This window comes from Gemmatimonadaceae bacterium, from assembly GCA_040882285.1.
Lineage (GTDB): Bacteria > Gemmatimonadota > Gemmatimonadetes > Gemmatimonadales > Gemmatimonadaceae > JACDCY01.
Map to the genome: position 1 here is coordinate 1 of JBBEBQ010000005.1, position 18,833 is coordinate 18,833.

Genomic DNA, 18,833 nt, shown 5'->3' on the forward strand with positions numbered 1-18,833 from the left:
CGAGGCCAGTATCGGGCCATTGAGCCGCGTTTCTCGCACGATCACGCCTCAGGCCGCGATGCGGACGAAACGCGGCTCACTGGCCCGGCCGCACGACCTGTTCGGGCTCCGCGACGAGCCCGACGTCGCCCACGCCCGCTGCGCGCATCACGGACAGCACACGGACGACGCTCCCGTACGGCACGCCCTGGTCGGCGCGCAGGTAGACGCCCTGGCTCGCCCGTCCCTGCGCGAGCGCGCGGAAGCTCGCGCGGAACTCCTCATAAGTGAGCTCGGAGTCCTCCACGAAAATCGCGCCGGCGCGATTCACCGTCACGGTCAGCCCGCTCTTCTGGTCCAGCGGGCGCGCCTCCGCGCGGGGCAGCGCGATGTCCACGCCCCCCTGCATCATCGGCGCGGTGATCATGAAGATGATCATCAGCAGCATCATCACGTCGATCAGACTGACGACGTTGATCTCGGCGTTCAGCGCCATGCGCTCCCGCGTGCTCCTGCGCATCAGATGCGCCCCTCGTGCACCATCAGCGCGATGAGCTCCGAGCTGAAGCCCTCGAACAACCCTTCGATCCGGTTGAGCCGACTCGCGAAGATGTTGTAGCCGAACACGGCGGGAATCGCGACCGCCAGGGCCAGGGCTGTAGCGATCAGCGCCTCGGCGATCCCCGGCGCGACGGCGCCGATGTTTCCCGAGCCTTCCCGCGCCAAACCGAGGAAGGCCGCGATGATTCCCAGCACCGTTCCGAACAGCCCGATGAGCGGGCTCGCGGAGCCGATGACCGCGAGCGCCGGAATGAAGTGGCCGAGCCGGTCCCGCTCGGCCCCCGCCTGCGCGTCGAGCACCATGCGCAGCGCTTCCACCTGCGACACGCTGAGCCGACCCGCGCGCTCCGCCGTCGGCGACAAGCCCGGCGTCGTCTGCGAGAGGAACTGCAATGCACGGTCCACGATCCGCGCGTACGAGTTGTCGCCCGTGCGGTGCACGATCTTCTCGGCGTCCTCCAGCGTCCGCACGCGCGTGAACTCTTCCATGAACTCGTGCCCGCTTCTCGTGATCCGGCGGTACTCGAGCCACTTGAGGAACATGATCGCCCAGCTCACGAACGACAGCACCAGCAGGAGCACCAGTACGGCCTTCGCCGCCGGCGTCGTGTGCAGCACGAGCTCCGTGAGCGTGGATGGAATTGCCTGTCCGGTTTGAAGGATCACGATTTCTCTATTGCTCCGGTGAGACGATTGGCGGCGAACCACTCGTATGTGGCGGCAAGCCCGTCGGGGAGACCGACTCGCGGTTCCCAACCGAGCACCTGGCGAGCCTTATCGATCGCGATGAACGACTCCTGCTGTTCTCCGGGACGCTTCGGCGCAAACGCGAGCGGAACGTTCGTGCCTGCGGCTCGTTGAAGATGAGACGCCAAATCGAGCACATTGGTTCCTATCGCCGTGCCGATGTTGAACGCGCGTGAATCAAGACCGTGATCGACCGGAAGCGGCCGGGTAGCTCCCAGCCAAGCGGCCTCGACGACGTCCGCCACGTGTATGTAATCGCGGGTTTGGAGCCCGTCACCGAAAACCGTCAGTTCCCGGCCATCAAGCAGTCGATTACAAAAGATCGACACCACTCCCGCTTCCCCATGCGGATCTTGTCGGGGACCATACACGTTACCAAAACGAAGGACGGCGGACTCTAGCCCATAGAGATGGAAGTAGTAGGCGAGGTAGTATTCCACCGACAGCTTCGAAATGGCGTACGGGGACTCAGGTTCTTTCGGGTGCGTCTCGGGCGTTGGCGGATTTGCAAACGTGCCGTATACCGCGCCGCCGGTTGAGGTAAAAACGATTCGCGGCGAGCGTCCGCTCCGCCTGACAGCTTCGAGCAGATTCAGCGTGCCCGAGATGTTCACGCTGGCATCGAAAGCCGGGTCGGCTACACTCTTGCGGACGTCCATTTGCGCGGCGAGATGGACGATCACGTCGAAGCCGGCTTCCTCCACCAGTGCCGCTGCGTCGGCAGAACGTACGTCCATGCGGTGCAGTGTCGCCTGCCGACTGACGTTCTCCAATCTTCCGGAGGAAAGGTCGTCGACGACGTGCACCTCATGGTTTTCGCCGACGAAACGGTCGACCACGTGCGAGCCGATGAAGCCGGCGCCGCCGGTTACCAGGGCGCGCGCCATTACTCCCCAGCCGCCCCGGATGGTCGGCTCGCGTGGTCCGCGGCGTAATGGAAGATGGCGATCGAGCGGGCGGCGTAGTTCATCGGCGCCCGCAATTTACTCCAGAAACAGAGCTTTTAGCTGTTGGCTATTGGCTATTGGCTACGGCGATGCCCCTCGCACGCTACTCCTCCCGCGATCCCGCTTCAAGCCAAGAGCCAACAGCCAATAGCCAACAGCTCCCTACGGCACCCTCGCCGACAGCCGCGCGCGCATCCCGATCGATATCGTCGGCAGCTCCTGATCCACGATGATCGCGGTCGCCGCGTACGGGGTGACTCGCACCACCTGCGCCAATGCCGCGGGCTCGGGCGGGCGAGTGGAGTCGGCGGCCCCGCGCCGCGTCTGGTCGATCAAGGTGAATCGATCGCCCACTCGCGCGGCGCCACGCGGCACGTCGAGGAAGACGTAATGCTGCAACGAGGGGAGCACGGGATCGTTGTGAATCCAGACGATGCGTCCCTCAAGCGCGTCCATCGACGCCACCGGCAGGCGGGAGCTGGCAGTCTCCGCCGTGTACACGAGGATCGGCTGGCCGATCTCCACGGTGCCGAATTGCCTGATCACCCGCGCGGCGATCGGCTGGCCCGGCCTCGATTCCGCGACCCGCAGGATCGCCGTCGGGATCGCCAGCCGGGCGCTGTCCATCACGATCGGGCCCAGGGCGAGCGCCGTGAAGCGCGCTCCGACCGCCGGCCGGCCGGTGCCGGGCGGGGGCGTTATGTACACTACGTCGTTCAGCTGAAAGCGCCGGTCGCGCACGTCCATCGCGATGCCCGGGCGCTCCGCGCTTCCGATGATCTCGCCCGCGAGCATCGGCCCCTTCTCACCGACGACGAAGGGCGCCGCATCTATCTCCCCCGGCCGCACACCCGCGACGCGAGCACGCTCCTCGATCTCGAATCGCGGCTGCATGCGGGCGCCGCCGCCGGGACCGAAAACCGTGGTCGTGGCCTGAGCCGGAATCGTGCGAATCGTGGTGACCACCGTCCCCTGCCGCTCCGCGTCGGCGAGCGCATCAGGCCTCACCGCGCCGGTCGGGATGCGGATGACTTCTCCCGGGTAGATCCAGTGCGGGTTCTCGACGACGTCCAGGTTGCGCCGGAAGATATCGGGCCACTTGAACGGGTCCTTGAGGTACTGCCCGGCGATGCCCCAGAGGGTGTCGCCGGGCTTGACGGTGTGCGTGACCTCGCGGGCAGTATCGGCCGGAGCCGGAACGTCCTGCGCGGCCAACGCTCCCGGGAGCATGGCGAGAAAAGCGATCGCGACGAGCGTGGAGTAGCGAATCTGAGCTTTCACGGTTCGGAGGCTCGAGGAAGGATCACAAATTAGGACGAGTCAGGCGTCGGGGCCGTAAAACTCTTGCTCCTGGTTAGGGCAACCGGAATCCAAGCCCGGCCACCGCTGGGCAGGACCGTCCCCGCTAGAACGGCAGGTCGTCATCAGTGTCTTCCAGCGCTGCCGGGAAATCCTCGAAATCCCCGCCCGCCGCGCCCGCTCCCGCCGCCGCTCCGGCCTTGGCCGATGGCGCCCGGCGCGATCCACCCGCCGACTCGAAGTCCCCGCCGCCGCCGCCGCCGCCGCGCGAGCCGCCGAGCATCACCATGTCGCGCACGTTGATCTCGGTGGTGTAGCGCGTCTGGTTCTCCTTGTCCTGCCACTGCCGGTACTCTATCTCACCCTCGACGTACAGCCGGTCGCCTTTCTTGACGTACTTCTCCACCACGTCGACGAGCCCGCCCCCGCTCTTCCTGTTCCACACCACGCACTTGTGCCACTCTGTCTTCTCCTGCTTCTCGCCGTTCTGGCCGGTCCAGCTCCGGCTCGTCGCTAGCGAGAAAGACGCCACGCGGGTGCCACTGGTGGTGGAGCGAATCTCGGGGTCGCTTCCCAGGTTGCCGATCAGCATCGCTTTGTTCAGACTGCGGCTCACGAAGCCTCCTCGCAAAAGTGTCGGACGGTTCAACCGTCACTGTATATCGCCTGTCATGGCGGTTCCCGCGGTTACGAACGGATGCGCCCGCAAGCAGAACCATCCCACCGGGTCACGAAAAATCTCAGGGCCTGACCCTCTGAAGAATAAGCGCGTCCTCCTCGGGCCGCTGATAGTACCGGCGGCGACGCCCGACCTCGACGAAGCCGTGGGCCGCGTACAGTCCGCGCGCGGCGGCGTTCGACTCCCGGACCTCCAGGTACACCATCGTGACCCCGTCCCGGGCGGCCACCTCCAGGAGACTTCGCAGCAGGCTGCTCCCGATACCGCTGCGGCGGGAGTCACCCGCCACGGCCAGATTGAGCAGCTCCGCCTCCTCCGCCACCCGGATGAGCACGGCATAGCCGACGATTCCCTCCTCCCGCCCCGGATCTTCCGCGACGATGAACGTGACGCCGGCGCGATCGATGAACGACTCGAACGATTGCCGCGGCCAGGGATCGCTCGTGAAGCAGGTCAGCTCCAGCTCCGCCACCCGCTCGACGTCGGCGAGGGCGGCGTGCCGCAGAACCAGCGCGTCCGCGGTCACTTCGGCAGCGGCCGTCCGTGCGCTGCCTCCCACTTCACCTGCGCCTCGGCCGCGCGGCCGTAGTCGGGCTCCCACGCGGCGAGGTCAACAGGGCCCGAGCTGACGATGGAGTCGAGCATCCGCGCCACGCCGGCAACGTGCGGCGCAGAGTCGAGCACCTCGGCCCCGGCCCGCGCGGCTTCTTCGGCGAGCGCCGTCCGGGAGACGATTCGCATCGGCACGGCCACGGGGATGGTGCCATTTTCCGCGACGTCGATCAGCGCGGCGAAGCTCTCCCCCCGCATCGCGTCCAGCGCCACCAGGTACCTGCCCGGCTCTTTCCCCGCCGAGGCGACGACGAGCGCGAGCGACGAGACCGCGAACAACGGGAGGCCGCGCGCGTGGCAGATTCCCTTGGCAATGGATGCCGCTATCCGCAGGCTCGTGAAGCTCCCCGGTCCCGCGCCGCACACGACGCGCTGAATCGCTTTCATCCCTTCCGGCAGCTTCTCGACGCACTCCGCCACGGCCGGCATCAACCGCTCCTGGTCGCGACCGCGCATCGCCACGTCGCTGGAAAAAACGACTTCGCTGCCGCGGATGACGGCGACACTGCCGGCGTACGTGGACGCCTCCAGCGCGAGCGTATAGCCGGCAGCGGGTCGGGTCATGCGGTTGCCGGCGCGGCGCGGAGCGACATGCTCAACCGGCGAGCAGAATTCGCCGCGACGGATCGCCGGGGTCGTACTCGAGCGCGATGGGTACGTGCGGCGGGAGACGCGCGCCCGCGCGCTCCGGCCACTCGACGATCACCAGGGCCTCGCCGTTCACGATCTCATCCCAGCCGATGTTGGTCAGCTGCGCCTCGTTCTCGAGCCGGTAGAGATCGATGTGGAAGACGGTCGAGCGCGGCGACGAATACTCGTGCACCAGCGCATACGTGGGGCTGGTGACGGAGTCCGTCACCTCGTAGCCGGCGCAAATGGCCTGAGCGAGGGTGGTCTTTCCCGCGCCAAGCTCGCCGCTGAGCGTCACGACGAGCGGGGCTTCCGCCGCCTCGCCGAACCGTATCCCCCACTGGCGCAGCTCGCTCTCATCCAGCGCGAGGCCGCTCACGGGCGCGAGCGGAGGCAGGAACCTGGTCATCCCGCCGCCTTGATTCCTGCCAGCGAGCCGCGCGATCTCACCGTGGACCCTTCCACCTGCGCGCGAATCTCGAACAGCTCGTCGCGGATGCGCGCCGCCGTCTCGAAATCGAGCGCCGCGGCGGCGGCCTTCATGTCGGCCTCGAGTCCCTTTACGATCCGCGCGACGTCGTCCCTGCTGCCGTACTTCCCGGTCCCCGCCTCCGCGACGCGCCTGGCCGCGCGATCCTCCTCGCGCGCGGCGCTCCCTTCCCGCGCGTCGGCGACGCGGGTGCTGAAGCGCACCTGGTCCACGCTCTTGATGACGCCGAGCGGGGTGATGCCGTGCTCGAGGTTGTACGCCTGCTGTACCGCGCGCCGCCGGCCAGTCTCGTCCAGCGCGCGCTGCATGGAGCCGGTGATCCTGTCGGCGTAGAAGATCGCGCGTCCGTTCACGTGCCGCGCCGCGCGCCCAATGGTCTGGATCAGCGACCTGTCGCTCCGCAGAAAACCTTCCTGGTCGGCGTCGAGAATCGCGACGAGCGAGACCTCCGGCAGATCCAATCCCTCGCGGAGGAGATTGATTCCAACAAGCACGTCGAAGTCGCCCAGCCTGAGCCCGCGCACGATCTCCATCCGCTCGATGGCGTCTATGTCGGAGTGCATGTACCGCACGCGCACACCCATCTGCTGCAGATAGTCGGTGAGGTCCTCCGCCATGCGCTTGGTGAGCGTCGTGACGAGCACACGCTCGCCGCGGCGCTCGCGGATGCGGATCTCGTTCAGCAGGTCGTCCACCTGCCCGCGCACGGGCCGGATGTCCACCTCCGGGTCCACCAGGCCCGTCGGCCGGATGATCTGCTCGACGACGACGCCCTCGGACAAGCGCAGCTCGATGTCGCCGGGGGTGGCCGACACGTTCAGCGCGCGCGGTGTGAGCGCGAGAAACTCGTCGAACATCAACGGCCTGTTGTCCAGCGCGCTCGGCAGCCGGAAGCCGTATTCGACCAGGGTCAGCTTGCGCGCGCGGTCGCCGTTGAACATCCCCGAGATCTGCGGCAGCGTCACGTGCGACTCGTCCACGACCACCAGGAACTCGTCCGGGAAGTAGTCGAACAGGCACGCGGGCCGCTCGCCGGCGGAGCGGTCGGCGAGATGGCGCGAGTAGTTCTCGATTCCCGCGCACGTGCCGATCTCGAGCATCATCTCGACGTCGAAGTTGGTGCGCGACTCGAGCCGCTGCGCCTCGAGGAGCTTGCCCGTGGACTTCAGCTCCGCGAGCCGCTCGGCCAGCTCGGCGCGGATCTTCGCGACCGCGCGCTCGATGGTGGGGCGTGACGTGACGAAGTGCTTGGCGGGGTAGATCGCCGTCTTGTTCAGCGAGGTGATGGACGCGCCGGTCAGCGGATCGATCTTGCTGATACGCTCGACCTCGTCGCCGAACAGCTCGATGCGGACGCCCTGCTCCTCGTACGCCGGGAAGATCTCCACCGTGTCGCCCCGCACGCGGAAGAAGCCGCGGTCGAACACGACGTCGTTGCGGGAGTACTGGATCTTCACCAGCGAGCGCAGTATGTCGTCGCGCGCGATGCGCTGCCCTTTCTCGACGGTGACCATCTGCTCCCGGTACTGCACCGGGTCGCCGAGGCCGTAGATCGCCGACACCGTGGCGACGATGATCACGTCGTCGCGCTCCATCAGGCTCGACGTGGCGCGCAGCCGGAGCCGGTCGATGTCCTCGTTGATCGAGGCGTCCTTCTCGATGTACGTGTCCGTCGTGGGCACGTACGCTTCCGGCTGGTAGTAGTCGTAGTACGAGATGAAGTACTCGACGGCGTTGTTGGGGAAGAATCCCTTGAGCTCGCCGTACAGCTGCGCCGCCAGCGTCTTGTTGTGCGACATGACCAGTGTCGGTAGCCCGATATTCTTCACCACATTCGCGACCGTCATGGTCTTGCCCGAGCCCGTCACGCCGAGGAGCGTCTGGAACCTGTCCCCCCGCTCAATCCCGCGCGTCAGCTCGGCGATCGCTTTCGGCTGATCACCGGCTGGCTTGAATGGGGCCTGAAGGTCAAACTCTGCGCGGGGCATCCCTGCAATTTATCCGATTGCGGCGGTCGCTTCCTCCGCTTGTGTGCGTGTGACCCGCGCTTCGGGCGCAGGGGTCGCCAGTCGCGGCTACGGGCGCGCGGGAGCGTTCGAGAGGCCCACCCCGAGCAATAACCCGCCGCGCGCCCTAAGACGCCGCTTTGGCGACCCCTGCGCCCGAAGGCGAGTCACCCGACCATGGTGGAGGAGGCTGACGAACCGGGGGAGGACTGCAGGGCCGTCTTAGCGAGCGCAGTTTGCGAGCGTAGGCCCAGCAGTCCTTCCCCGGGCGTCAGCCGACACGCGACGACCTCACGGTCGGGCCCCATGCAACCGCAGTTACTCGGCGGGCTCGGCGGAAGAGACCCGCTCGCGGCGGGCGATCTCGGTGATGCCTTTCACGCGGCGCGCGGCCTTGAGGATCTTCTGGAGCTGGGCGAGGTTCTCCACGTCGACCATGATCGCGCCGGTGACGCGGCCGTCTTCGGTGTGCATGTCGAAGCTGCGGATGTCGGTGCCCGTCGCGCTGACAGCGGCGGCGACGTCGGCGTACAGGCCCCGGCGGTCGTTGCCCTCGATGGTCAGACGCACGCTGAAGCGCTCGCCCTCCACGCCCTGCCAGTCTATCTCCAGCCGTCGCTCGGAGTCGGCGGTGAGGGTCAGCAGGTTCGGGCAATCGCCCCGGTGGATGCTCACGCCGCGGCCGCGAGTGACGTAGCCCACGACCTTGTCGCCGGGCACCGGCTGGCAGCACTGGGCGTAGCGCACCATCATCCCCTCGACGCCCTGGATGCGGACGCCCTTCGGCGCGCCGCGAACCTTGTCCACGAACCAGTCGATCGCGCGCTGCTTCGTCGGCTCGGCCGGCTCGGCTTCCTCGGGGTAGAGCGCGCGAATCACCTGGTTGACGTTGTGATCGCCGTGCCCTATCGACGCCACCAGATGCTCGGCGTCGTTGAGTCCGAGCTCGACGGCAGTTTCCTCCATGCGCGCGTCGTCCGGCTTCGCCAGGCGGCGGCGCTTGAGCTCCCGCTCGAGGATCTCGGCTCCCATCCTGGCGGAGGTAGCGTGCTCCTCGATGCGAAGCCGCTGGCGGATCTTGTGCCGCGCGCGACCCGTGCGCACGTGCGCCAGCCAGTCGCGGCTCGGCCGCACCGAGGGCGACGTGAGAATCTCCACAGTCTCCGAGTTGTGCAGCTCGCGTGACAACGGCGCAATGCGGCCGTTGATCTTGGCCCCGGCCGTGTGCAGGCCGACCTCGGTGTGCACCGCGAACGCGAAGTCGATCGGAGTCGCGCCCTTCGGCAGCTGGATCACGTCGCCCGTGGGCGTGAAGACGAAGATCTCGTCCTGGTACAGGTCGAGCCGGAGAAACTCGAGAAACTCGTCCGGCGTCTTGGCGTCGAGCTGCAGCTCGAGCACCTGCCGGAACCATTGCAGCGCGCGGTCGAGATCGTCCGAGCTCTTCGCGTCTTCCTTGAAGCGCCAGTGCGCCGCGATTCCGTATTCCGCGGTGCGGTGCATGTCGCGGGTCCGGATCTGGATCTCGTACAGCTGCCGCCCCGGGCCAAAGACCGTGGTGTGGAGCGACTGGTAGCCGTTGGACTTGGGCTGGGCGATGTAGTCCTTGATGCGTGTGTGCACCGGCGTCCAGCCTTCGTGGATCACGCCAAGGGCGTGATAGCAGTCCTGCACGGTGTTGACGAGGACGCGGATCGCGAGCAGGTCGTAGATCTCGTCGTAGTCCTTGTCCAGCTTGGCCATCTTCTTGTAGATGGACCAGAGGTGCTTCGCCCGGCCCGTGACCTCCACGTCCTGGATGCCGGCGTCGCGGAGGCCCTCTTCCAGCGGCACGCGCATCTGCATGATCATCTGCTCGCGCTCGCCGCGCTTCTGCGCCACCAGCTTCGCGAGCCCCTTGTACTCGTCGGTCTCGATGTACTTGAACGCGAGATCCTCGAGCTCCCAGCGGACCTGCGCCATTCCGAACCGGTGCGCGAGCGGCGCGTACAGATCGCGTGTCTCCAGCGCGATCCGGCGGCGCTTGTCCGGTGCCAGGTAATCGAGCGTGCGCATGTTGTGCAGCCGGTCCGCGAACTTGATGATGATGACGCGCGCGTCCTTGGCGATCGAGAGCAGCAGCTTGCGGTAGTTCTCGACCTGCCGCTCCTGGGTGGAATGGAGCGGGAGGTGCCCGATCTTCGTGAGGCCGTCCACGATGTCGGCGATCTCCTTGCCGAACTCGAGCTCTACTTCCTCGATCGTGACCGCCGTGTCCTCGACGACGTCGTGGATGAGCCCCGAAGCAACCGTGGTGGTGTCGAGCTGCAGCTCCGCCAGGATCTTCGCGACCTCGACGCAGTGCGACACGAAGGCCTCGCCGGAGAGCCGCTTCTGCCCCTTGTGCGCGCGCTCGCTGAACCGGTAGGCGCGCACGAGCAGCTCCCGGTCGAGCCGCTCGGGAAGCCGCTGCTCGGAAGTCACCCATCCGGGGATCTCGCCCGGGGCCTGCGCCACACTGCCTACCGCGGTCGCCGTCACAGCAATCCTGCCTCCGCAAAGCTCATGAACCGGCCGCGACCGATGATGACGTGGTCGTGGACGGGTATGCCGAGCATCCGGCCGGCCTGCACGAGCTGCTCCGTCGCCGTGCGATCGTCCGGCGACGGAGTGGGATCGCCGCTCGGATGATTGTGCACGAGAATGACGGCCGCCGCATTCTCCGCCACGGCCTGGCGGAACACCTCTCTGGGGTGGACGAGCGACGAATCGAGAATTCCCCGGGTCACCGTGATATCCCGCTCGAGCCGGTGGTGGATGTCCAGGATGGCGACGTGGAACTCTTCGACCGGCAGGTCCTCCAGCCGGGGCGCGTACGTTCTGAATATGTCGCGCGGAGAGCGGATAGGCACCCCTTCCCGCCTCTCCTCGGCGCTCAACCGGCGCCCCAGCTCCAGCGCGGCGTGCACGGCAACGGCCCGCGCCGGCCCCATTCCGGCCAGCGAGATGAGCTTCGCGACCGGTTGGGACGCGAGCCGCCGCAGCGATCCATCGCCCGCGGCGAGCACGTCGTGTCCCAGCTCCAGCGCGCTCCTTCCACCGCTCCCCGAGCCGAGCAGGATCGCGAGCAGCTCCGCCGAGCTGAGCGCCTGCGCCCCGTGCTCCCGCAGTCTTTCCCGCGGCCGGTCCGTGGTGGGAAGCTCGCGCAAGGAAAGCCGCTTGCGCGCGGGGGGCAAACCGGACCGCGCGGCTGGTCGCGGCGCGGAGGAAGCGTGCGCTGTGGGGTTGTTCATTCGCCTGAACTCGGGCCGGAGGAGTGGAGTCGGACTCCGGGACCGATGCCATCCGCAGCGCCGTCTTAGCGAAGCGTAGGCGCGCAGGATGGCATCGGTTCCGGAGTCCGACCCGCACACCATACCCGAAGCCAGCGCGCGCCAAGCAACCCCGCCGAAGCGGGCAAAATCAGAACGCTGCGACGACTAGAGCGCGGCTCCGTGGCATTTCTTGAACTTTTTCCCCGAGCCGCACGGACAGGGATCGTTCCGGCCGACGTTGCCCCACTCGGCGGGCGTGTGTGCCGCGCCCTGGGCAAGCGACCTGACACGGCCGACTCCGACGACCTTGGGATCGGTACGTGTAACCGGCGCGGCGTTCGGCGGCTCGCCCGGGCCGATGTCGAGCACTTCGTTCTCGCCCTCGCCGTTCCCCTCGAGCCCGCCGAGCGCGTTGTAGCGCGGCTTCGACGCGACGGGCGCCGGCGGCGGCGGACGCCGTCCGGCCGGGTCCTCGAACACGACCTGCGCCCGGAAGAACCGCTCCGTGAACGAGTTGTAGATGTCCTGCATGAGGTCCACGAACATCGTGTACGCCTCGTGCTTGTACTCGACGAGCGGGTCCTTCTGCCCCCACGACCGGTAGTGGATCGCGTTGCGGAGCTGGTCGAGGTCGTACAGGTGGTCCTTCCACTTCTCGTCGATCACGCTCAGCATGACGAGCGCGAGCAGCTGCTCGCTGAAGTCGGTGAGGCCGGCCAGCTTCTGGCTGAACGCCTTCCTCCCCGCGGCAACCGCGGTGTCGCGCGCGCCGTCCAGCGTGGTCGGGAGCTGCCCCTCGATCCCGTACTCCGGCACCGGCAGCACGAAGTGCATCAGCAGGTCCTGCTTCACCAGCTCCAGGTCCCACTCGTCCTCCGACTCGAACGTCGCGACGATGTTCTCCACGCGGCGCGCGACGGCGCGCTCGACCATCTTCTCGGCTTCGCCCTTGAGCTCCTCGCCGCCTTCCAGGGCGAACGCGCGCAGCGAATAGATGACCTCGCGCTGCTGATTCATCACGTCGTCGTACTCGAGCAGCCGCTTGCGCGACTGGAAGTTCTGCAGCTCGACGCGCTTCTGCGCCTGCTCGATGGAGCGCGTGATGAGCGGGTGCGTGAGGACCTCGCCCTCCTGCGCGCCCATCCGGTCCATCAGCTTGCCGATGCGCTCCGAGCCGAACATGCGCATCAGGTCGTCTTCCAGCGACAGGAAGAACTGCGACGCGCCCGGATCGCCCTGGCGGCCGGCGCGGCCGCGCAGCTGCCGGTCGATGCGGCGCGCCTCGTGCCGCTCGGACCCGACGATGTGCAGCCCGCCGAGCTCGTCGACGTCTATCTCGTTGCCGTCGGGGTCCTTGATGCGCGACGGCTTCGATTGCGTGACGCCCTGCCCCAGCTTGATGTCGGTTCCGCGGCCGGCCATGTTGGTCGCGATCGTCACCGCGCCCGGCTGCCCCGCGCCCGCCACGATCTCGGCCTCGCGCTCGTGGTATTTGGCGTTCAGCACGTTGTGCGGGATGCCGCGCTGCCTGAACCGGCGCGACAGCACCTCCGACGAGTCCACGCTCGCGGTTCCGACCAGCACCGGGAAGCCGAGCTGGTGCAGCCGCTCGGTCTCGCCCACGATGGCGTTGATCTTCTCGTTGCGCGTCTTGTATACGAGATCGTGCCGGTCATCCCGGATCACCGGCCTGTTGGTCGGTATCACGGAAACCTCGAGACCGTAGATCTGGTGGAACTCCGTCTCCTCGGTCTCCGCGGTTCCCGTCATGCCGGCCAGCTTGTCGTACATCCGGAAGTAGTTCTGGATGGTGATCGTGGCCAGCGTCTGGGTTTCTTCCTTGACCTGCACGCCCTCCTTGGCCTCGACGGCCTGGTGCAACCCCTCGGACCAGCGGCGCCCCGGCATCGTGCGCCCCGTGAACTCGTCCACGATCAACACCTGCCCGTCCACCACCACGTAGTTCACGTCTAGCTCGTACAGCGCGTGCGCCTTGAGCAGCTGGTGGATGATCGTCAGCCGCTCGCTCTTCTGCGCGTACTCCGCGTTGAGCGCGTCGCGCTTCACGATTTTCTCTTCCGCCGACAGATCGGGATCGTGCTCGACGCGGTGCGTCTCGATCGAGATGTCCGGCAGGAGAAACGCGTCCTGGTCGTTCGGCGAGAGGTATTCCACGCCCTGGTCGGTCAGGTGCACCGTGTGCCCCTTTTCGTCGAGCACGAACAGCATGTCTTCCTCGGTGTCGCGGTACTGCTGCTTGCTCGCGGGGAGCTTGCGGTCGGCGATGTGCGCCAGCTCGGTCTTGAGCACGAGCTGCTTGACCCCCGTCTCCTGCATGACCTTCGCGAGCCGCTTGTGCTTCGGGCCGCCGAGGCGCGCCTGATACAGCTTGAGGCCGGCCTCGTCGGTCTCGCCCGCGGCCAGGAGCTTCTCGCCTTCGGCGACGAGGCCGTTCACCAGATCCATCTGCCGGCGGACGAGCCGCGCCACCGCGGTGTTGTGCTGCGCGTACTCGGCGTCGCTCTCCTTCCCGACGGGACCCGAGATGATGAGCGGCGTCCGCGCCTCGTCGATCAGGATCGAGTCGACCTCGTCGATGATCGCGTACACGTGCTTCCGCTGCACGCGCTGCTCGAGGGCGACGACCATGTTGTCCCGGAGGTAGTCGAAGCCGAACTCGTTGTTCGTGCCGTAGGTGATGTCGCACTCGTAGGCCGCGCGCCGGTTCGGCGTGCCGGGCTCGGTGTCGTCGAGGCAGCCGACGGTCAGGCCGAGGAAGCCGTACACCGCGCCCATCCACTGCGAGTCGCGCCGCGCGAGGTACGTGTTCACGGTCACCAGGTGCGCGCCCTTTCCCGGCAGCGCGTTCAGATACAGCGGCAGCGTCGCGACGAGCGTCTTCCCCTCTCCCGTGGCCATCTCGGCGATGCGCCCCATGTGCAGCTGGATGCCGCCGATGAGCTGAACGTCGTACGGGATCATGTTCCACACGCTCTCGACGGTGGTCACCGTCACCTTCTGGCCGACGAGCCGGCGACAGGCCTCGCGCACGGTAGCGAAGGCCTCGGGGAGGAGCTCCTCGAGAACTTCCGCCGTCGCGTCGCGCAGCTCGCCTTCGACGCCGCCGCGGCCGTCGGCTCCGCCGAGCTCGATGTCCAGACGCTCGCGCTCCCGCGGATCGGTGGCCGCACGCTTGGCTTCCTTCAGCTCCGCGATCCTGCGCTCCAGATCGTCCGTGACTTCGGCGATGCGCGCGCGGAACTTCGCGGTCTGACCGCGCAGCTCTTCCTCGGAGACGGACTCAAGGCGAGCATAGTGCTCGTTGATCTCGTCCACGATGGGCTGCACCCGGCGGCGCTCCCGCTCGTGCCTGCTGCCGACGAATTTTGAGACGAACCCTTTGAGCATTGCGAGACCTCTTGGAACGACATCTTGGTGACTAGTGACTAGTGACTAGTGACTAGTGACTAGTCGAAACGACAAACCAAAAACCAAAAGCCAAAAACCGTCTTACCGATACAACCCCGCGGCGGTGATGTGCTCGCGCACCGCGTCACTCACGAAGCCGGTGATCGGAAGCCCGCGGCGGACTCTGTCGCGGATCTCCGTGGACGACACGTCCACGCACCTGGCGGTCACGACTGTCGGCGTGTGGCCCGAGACCGTCCGGGGGCTTTCTCCCGCCCTGGCGATCACCGCGACCTCCGCCAGCGACAGAATTCGCTCCGGGTCCCGCCACCGGTCGAAGCTTGCCCAGGCATCGGCGCCGACCAGCAGCACCAGCTGCGCGCCCCGCTGCCGCTTCGCCAGCGCCTCGAGCGTGTCAACCGTGAAAGATAACCCACCCCGGTCCAGCTCCACGGTGTCGAGGGAGAATCGCGGGTCGCCGTTGATGGCCAGCTCGACCATCCGGCGGCGGTCGCTCGCGGGGGCCAGCGGCGGAGCATCCTTGAGCGGCTGGTGAGCCGCGGGGATCCACAGCACGGTGTCGAGCCCGAGCGTCTCGCAGGCGTCGCCGGCCACGAGAGCGTGGCCGGTATGCGGCGGATCGAACGTGCCGCCAAAGACCCCTATGCGCACGGCACGAGCGCTGCTCGGTCTATCCGGTGGCTGGACAGGCCCGCGAGACCTCGCTGTCGGTCGGATACGCCGCCCGCATCGTTTCGCAGATCTCGCGGGCTTCCTCGCGGTAATTGATCTCGCGGTACGACTCGAGCAGCCGCAAGTACGCTTCCCGCGCCTTGGGGGTGCTCGGGTATTTCCGGATCGCGTCCTTGAAGTAGATGATGGCGGAGTCGTACGCTCGGCGCTTCATGTAGTGGTAGCCGGTGTCGTAATCCTTGGTCGCGAACATCTGCTCGAGCCTGGCGACTCCCGTCTGCGCCTCGGGCGCGAGCGGTGAGCTCGGGTACACGGCGAGCAGCGTCTGAAAGAGCTGCAGGGCGGATTGCCCGTACTCGGCATCGAGCCCCGGGCTTCTCCAGAGACGCTGATACGCGCGCGCGCCGGCGAGGAGCGCGTCGTCGGCCAAGGTGTCGTCGGGAAAGTTCGCGCTCAGCCGCGAGTACGTCTGCGCGGCGATGAGATGATCGCGGAGCTTCACCTGCGCCTGGCCCAGGTAGTAATACGCCAGCGGAAGGCGGGCATCCCGCGGCGGCAGGTCGGTCGTCAGCTTCTCGAACCCGCGAACCGCGTTGCCCCAGCGCTGCTGCTCGAACTGCTGCAGCGACGCCGCATACAGCTCGTCGGTCGAGGTGAAGCGCGCGGGTTCGAAACCGGGCGAGCGCCTGCAGGCGCCGGTCGCCGAGAGCAGGCCGAGAGCCAGCAGCACCGTGGCGGCGCCCCGGGCGGACACCGCTAATGTGGAGCGGAAGAATCGCATCAAGTCTCTTTTTACCCTGTCAGTGCCGCAACGTTCGCAGTCGGCTGGCGCCCTATCGAATGATAGACGATGCCGAGCGATTCCATCTTCTCCGGGTCGTACAGATTGCGCCCGTCGATCACGACGGGCCGCTTGAGCAGGCTCTTCACGCGCGCGAAGTCGGGGTGCCGGTACTCGTTCCAATCCGTCACCACGACGAGGGCGTCCGCGCCCGGTAGCGCGTCGTAGTTCGTCTCGGCGTATTCGATCCGGTCGCCGAGGATTCGGCGGGCTTCCTTCATCGCGACGGGGTCGTGGGCGCACACGCTCGCGCCGGCGGCGAGCGCGTCCTCGATCAGGACGAGCGACGGAGCCTCGCGCATGTCGTCGGTCTGCGGCTTGAACGCGAGCCCCCAGACCGCGATCCGCGCCCCGTCGAGCGAGTCTCCCAGCGCCGCGCGCAGCTTCTCGCCGAGCCTGTGCTTTTGCCGCTCGTTGGTGGCCTCGACCCCCTCGAGCACGTGCAGTGGAACGCCGAGCGCCCGGCCGGTCTTCACCAGCGCCTTCACGTCCTTCGGGAAGCAGGAGCCGCCGTAGCCGGGACCCGGAAAGAGGAAGGACGAGCCGATGCGTGAGTCGCTGCCGAGCCCGTGGCGTACGAGATCCACGTTGGCGCCGACCTTCTCGCACAGGCTCGCGATGTCGTTCATGAACGAGATACGGGTGGCGAGCATGCCGTTCGCGGCGTACTTGGTCATCTCCGCGGAGGGGATGTCCATGAAGATCACCGGCTTGCCGGTGCGTACGAACGGCGCGTACAGCTCGCCCATGACCGTCTTGGCGTACTCGGATTCGACGCCGATCACCACGCGGTCCGGCTTCATGAAGTCCTCGATCGCCGCGCCTTCCTTGAGGAACTCCGGGTTGCTGCACATGTGGAACGGGATCCGGCTGTGCTCCGCGACGTGGGCGGCGACCTTCGCCGCCGTGCCGACCGGCACGGTGGACTTGGTGACGATCACCAGCTCCTTCGTCATGTGCTGGCCGATCATGTCGGCGACCGCGAGCACGTGCTGGAGGTCGGCCGAGCCGTCCTCGCCCTGCGGCGTGCCGACGGCGATGAACACGACATCCGCGGCTGCGATCGCGGCGGCGACGTCCGTGGTGAACGCCAGCCTTCCGTCGGCCTGGTTGCGCTCGATCAGCTCCACGAGCCCGGGCTCGTGGATCGGGAGCACGTTCAGCTTGAGGCCCGCGATCTTCTCTTCGCTGACGTCGGCGCAGGTGACATCGTTGCCGGTCTCCGCGAGACAGGCGCCGACGACGAGGCCTACGTATCCGCTCCCGATTACGGAAATATTCATGGTGGTGCTTGAATCAGCCGTTGACGAATGAAGGCGTGGACGAAAGGGAGATGATTCTTCCCTTCGCCGAGTTGAGTCGCGCGGTAACGTTGCGCGTGTCGACGATGACCGACGCGAGGTCGAGCACGCGCTGGTAATCCACCGAGCTGTGATCGGTGATGATCACCACCGCGTCCGCGCGCTCTAGCTCCTTGTCCGTGAGCTCCACACCCATCCTGGCGTGGCCGTCTTCGCGGATCATCGGCACGTAGGGATCGTGATACACGACGTCGGCGCCGTCGAGCTCGAGCAGGCGAATGACGTCGAGCGCGGGACTTTCCCGCACGTCGTCGATGTCGCGCTTGTAGGCGACGCCCAGGACCAGCACGCGGCTGCCGTTGACCGACTTCCGGTCGTCGTTCAGCGCGCGCGACACCTTCTCCGCGACCATCGCCGGCATCTCGCTGTTTATCTCGCTGGCGAGATCGATGAAGCGGGTCTTGTAGTTCAGCGTGCGCATCTTCCAGGCGAGGTAGTGCGGGTCGAGCGGGATGCAATGCCCGCCTATCCCGGGACCGGGCAGGAATTTCATGTACCCGAACGGCTTCGTGGCCGCGGCCTCGACTACCTCCCAGACGTTCACACCCAGTCTGTCACATACCATCGCCATCTCGTTCACCATGGCGATGTTGACCGCGCGGAAGGTGTTCTCGAGCAGCTTGGTGAGCTCCGCGGTCTCGGAGCTGGAAACCGGAACCACCGTGTCCAGACAGGCGGCGTACAGCGCGACCGCTACCTCGGTGCAGGCCTGTGTTATTCCGCCCACGACCTTGGGCGTGTTCTTCGTATTCCAGACCTTGTTGCCGGGATCGACCCGCTCGGGGCTGAACGCGAGGAAGATGTCCTCGCCGACGATGAGTCCGTTCTCCTCGAGCTTCGGCTGCATCAGCTCCCGAGTGGTACCGGGATAGGTCGTACTCTCGAGGATTACCAGCATACCCGGTCGGCAATTGCGCGCGATCGCGTCGGAGGACGCGAGCACGAAAGTCATGTCAGGGTCGCGCGTCTTGCTCAGCGGCGTGGGAACCGCGATCAGCACGACATCCATCTCCGCGAGCCGGCTTTCGTCGGTGGTAGCCTCGAATCTTCCGGATTCGAGCTCGCGGGCGACTTCGGCGCTTGGCACGTCCTGAATGTGGGACCCGCCCTCGTTGAGCTGCGTCACGACGCGCTCGCTGAGGTCGTAGCCGATCACCCGGAAACCAGCTTTGGCAAACTCTACAGCGAGCGGAAGACCGACGTATCCCAGGCCCACTACTCCAACGCACGCAGTCCTGTCCTTGATCTTGGCGAGCAGGACATCCTTCATGGAAGAACCGGTCATTT

The 18,833-nt window shown here is 66.8% G+C and carries 16 protein-coding genes; all 16 read right to left on the reverse strand.

What is annotated here, in order from left to right; translation table 11 throughout:
- Positions 1–76 precede the first annotated feature (76 nt).
- Complete coding sequence (locus WEA80_00735; GenBank protein ID MEX1185100.1) at positions 77–499, reverse strand: biopolymer transporter ExbD; 423 nt, start codon at positions 497–499, stop codon at positions 77–79.
- Positions 499–1,206, reverse strand: coding sequence for a MotA/TolQ/ExbB proton channel family protein (locus tag WEA80_00740; GenBank protein ID MEX1185101.1), 708 nt, complete (start codon positions 1,204–1,206; stop codon positions 499–501). Before WEA80_00740 ends, WEA80_00735 begins: the two co-directional genes overlap by 1 nt.
- Complete coding sequence (locus tag WEA80_00745; GenBank protein MEX1185102.1) at positions 1,203–2,174, reverse strand: GDP-mannose 4,6-dehydratase; 972 nt, start codon at positions 2,172–2,174, stop codon at positions 1,203–1,205. Before WEA80_00745 ends, WEA80_00740 begins: the two co-directional genes overlap by 4 nt.
- 222 nt (positions 2,175–2,396) lie before the next feature.
- On the reverse strand, positions 2,397–3,515 hold the full coding sequence (locus tag WEA80_00750; GenBank protein ID MEX1185103.1) for a LysM peptidoglycan-binding domain-containing protein: 1,119 nt from the start codon (positions 3,513–3,515) through the stop codon (positions 2,397–2,399).
- A gap of 124 nt (positions 3,516–3,639) precedes the next feature.
- Positions 3,640–4,149: a single-stranded DNA-binding protein gene (gene ssb, locus WEA80_00755; protein ID MEX1185104.1), complete on the reverse strand. Its 510-nt coding sequence runs from the start codon at positions 4,147–4,149 to the stop codon at positions 3,640–3,642.
- A 124-nt stretch (positions 4,150–4,273) separates the two neighbouring features.
- Positions 4,274–4,738: a ribosomal protein S18-alanine N-acetyltransferase gene (rimI, locus tag WEA80_00760; GenBank protein ID MEX1185105.1), complete on the reverse strand. Its 465-nt coding sequence runs from the start codon at positions 4,736–4,738 to the stop codon at positions 4,274–4,276.
- Positions 4,735–5,388 carry a tRNA (adenosine(37)-N6)-threonylcarbamoyltransferase complex dimerization subunit type 1 TsaB gene (tsaB, locus tag WEA80_00765; GenBank protein ID MEX1185106.1) on the reverse strand — a complete coding sequence of 218 codons (654 nt, stop codon included), beginning with the start codon at positions 5,386–5,388 and terminating at the stop codon, positions 4,735–4,737. Before tsaB ends, rimI begins: the two co-directional genes overlap by 4 nt.
- 31 nt (positions 5,389–5,419) lie before the next feature.
- Positions 5,420–5,863: a tRNA (adenosine(37)-N6)-threonylcarbamoyltransferase complex ATPase subunit type 1 TsaE gene (gene tsaE, locus WEA80_00770; GenBank protein ID MEX1185107.1), complete on the reverse strand. Its 444-nt coding sequence runs from the start codon at positions 5,861–5,863 to the stop codon at positions 5,420–5,422.
- Entirely contained in the window at positions 5,860–7,932 is a 2,073-nt protein-coding gene (uvrB, locus tag WEA80_00775) for an excinuclease ABC subunit UvrB (GenBank protein MEX1185108.1), read from the reverse strand. The genes tsaE and uvrB overlap by 4 nt, the downstream gene beginning before the upstream one ends.
- Positions 7,933–8,268: 336 nt before the next feature.
- Positions 8,269–10,470 carry a bifunctional (p)ppGpp synthetase/guanosine-3',5'-bis(diphosphate) 3'-pyrophosphohydrolase gene (locus tag WEA80_00780; protein ID MEX1185109.1) on the reverse strand — a complete coding sequence of 734 codons (2,202 nt, stop codon included), beginning with the start codon at positions 10,468–10,470 and terminating at the stop codon, positions 8,269–8,271.
- Complete coding sequence (radC, locus tag WEA80_00785; GenBank protein ID MEX1185110.1) at positions 10,467–11,222, reverse strand: DNA repair protein RadC; 756 nt, start codon at positions 11,220–11,222, stop codon at positions 10,467–10,469. The genes WEA80_00780 and radC overlap by 4 nt, the downstream gene beginning before the upstream one ends.
- A 186-nt stretch (positions 11,223–11,408) precedes the next feature.
- Entirely contained in the window at positions 11,409–14,651 is a 3,243-nt protein-coding gene (secA, locus tag WEA80_00790) for a preprotein translocase subunit SecA (protein MEX1185111.1), read from the reverse strand.
- A 102-nt stretch (positions 14,652–14,753) separates the two neighbouring features.
- Positions 14,754–15,323, reverse strand: coding sequence for a nicotinate-nucleotide adenylyltransferase (gene nadD / locus WEA80_00795; GenBank protein ID MEX1185112.1), 570 nt, complete (start codon positions 15,321–15,323; stop codon positions 14,754–14,756).
- Between the two features lie 19 nt (positions 15,324–15,342).
- Positions 15,343–16,125 (reverse strand): outer membrane protein assembly factor BamD, encoded by a 783-nt coding sequence (gene bamD / locus WEA80_00800; protein MEX1185113.1) that lies wholly within the window; start codon positions 16,123–16,125, stop codon positions 15,343–15,345.
- Positions 16,126–16,136: 11 nt separating this feature from the next.
- On the reverse strand, positions 16,137–17,468 hold the full coding sequence (locus WEA80_00805; protein MEX1185114.1) for a UDP-glucose/GDP-mannose dehydrogenase family protein: 1,332 nt from the start codon (positions 17,466–17,468) through the stop codon (positions 16,137–16,139).
- 13 nt (positions 17,469–17,481) lie between these two features.
- Positions 17,482–18,831 (reverse strand): nucleotide sugar dehydrogenase, encoded by a 1,350-nt coding sequence (locus WEA80_00810; GenBank protein ID MEX1185115.1) that lies wholly within the window; start codon positions 18,829–18,831, stop codon positions 17,482–17,484.
- Between the last annotated feature and the right edge of the window lie 2 nt (positions 18,832–18,833).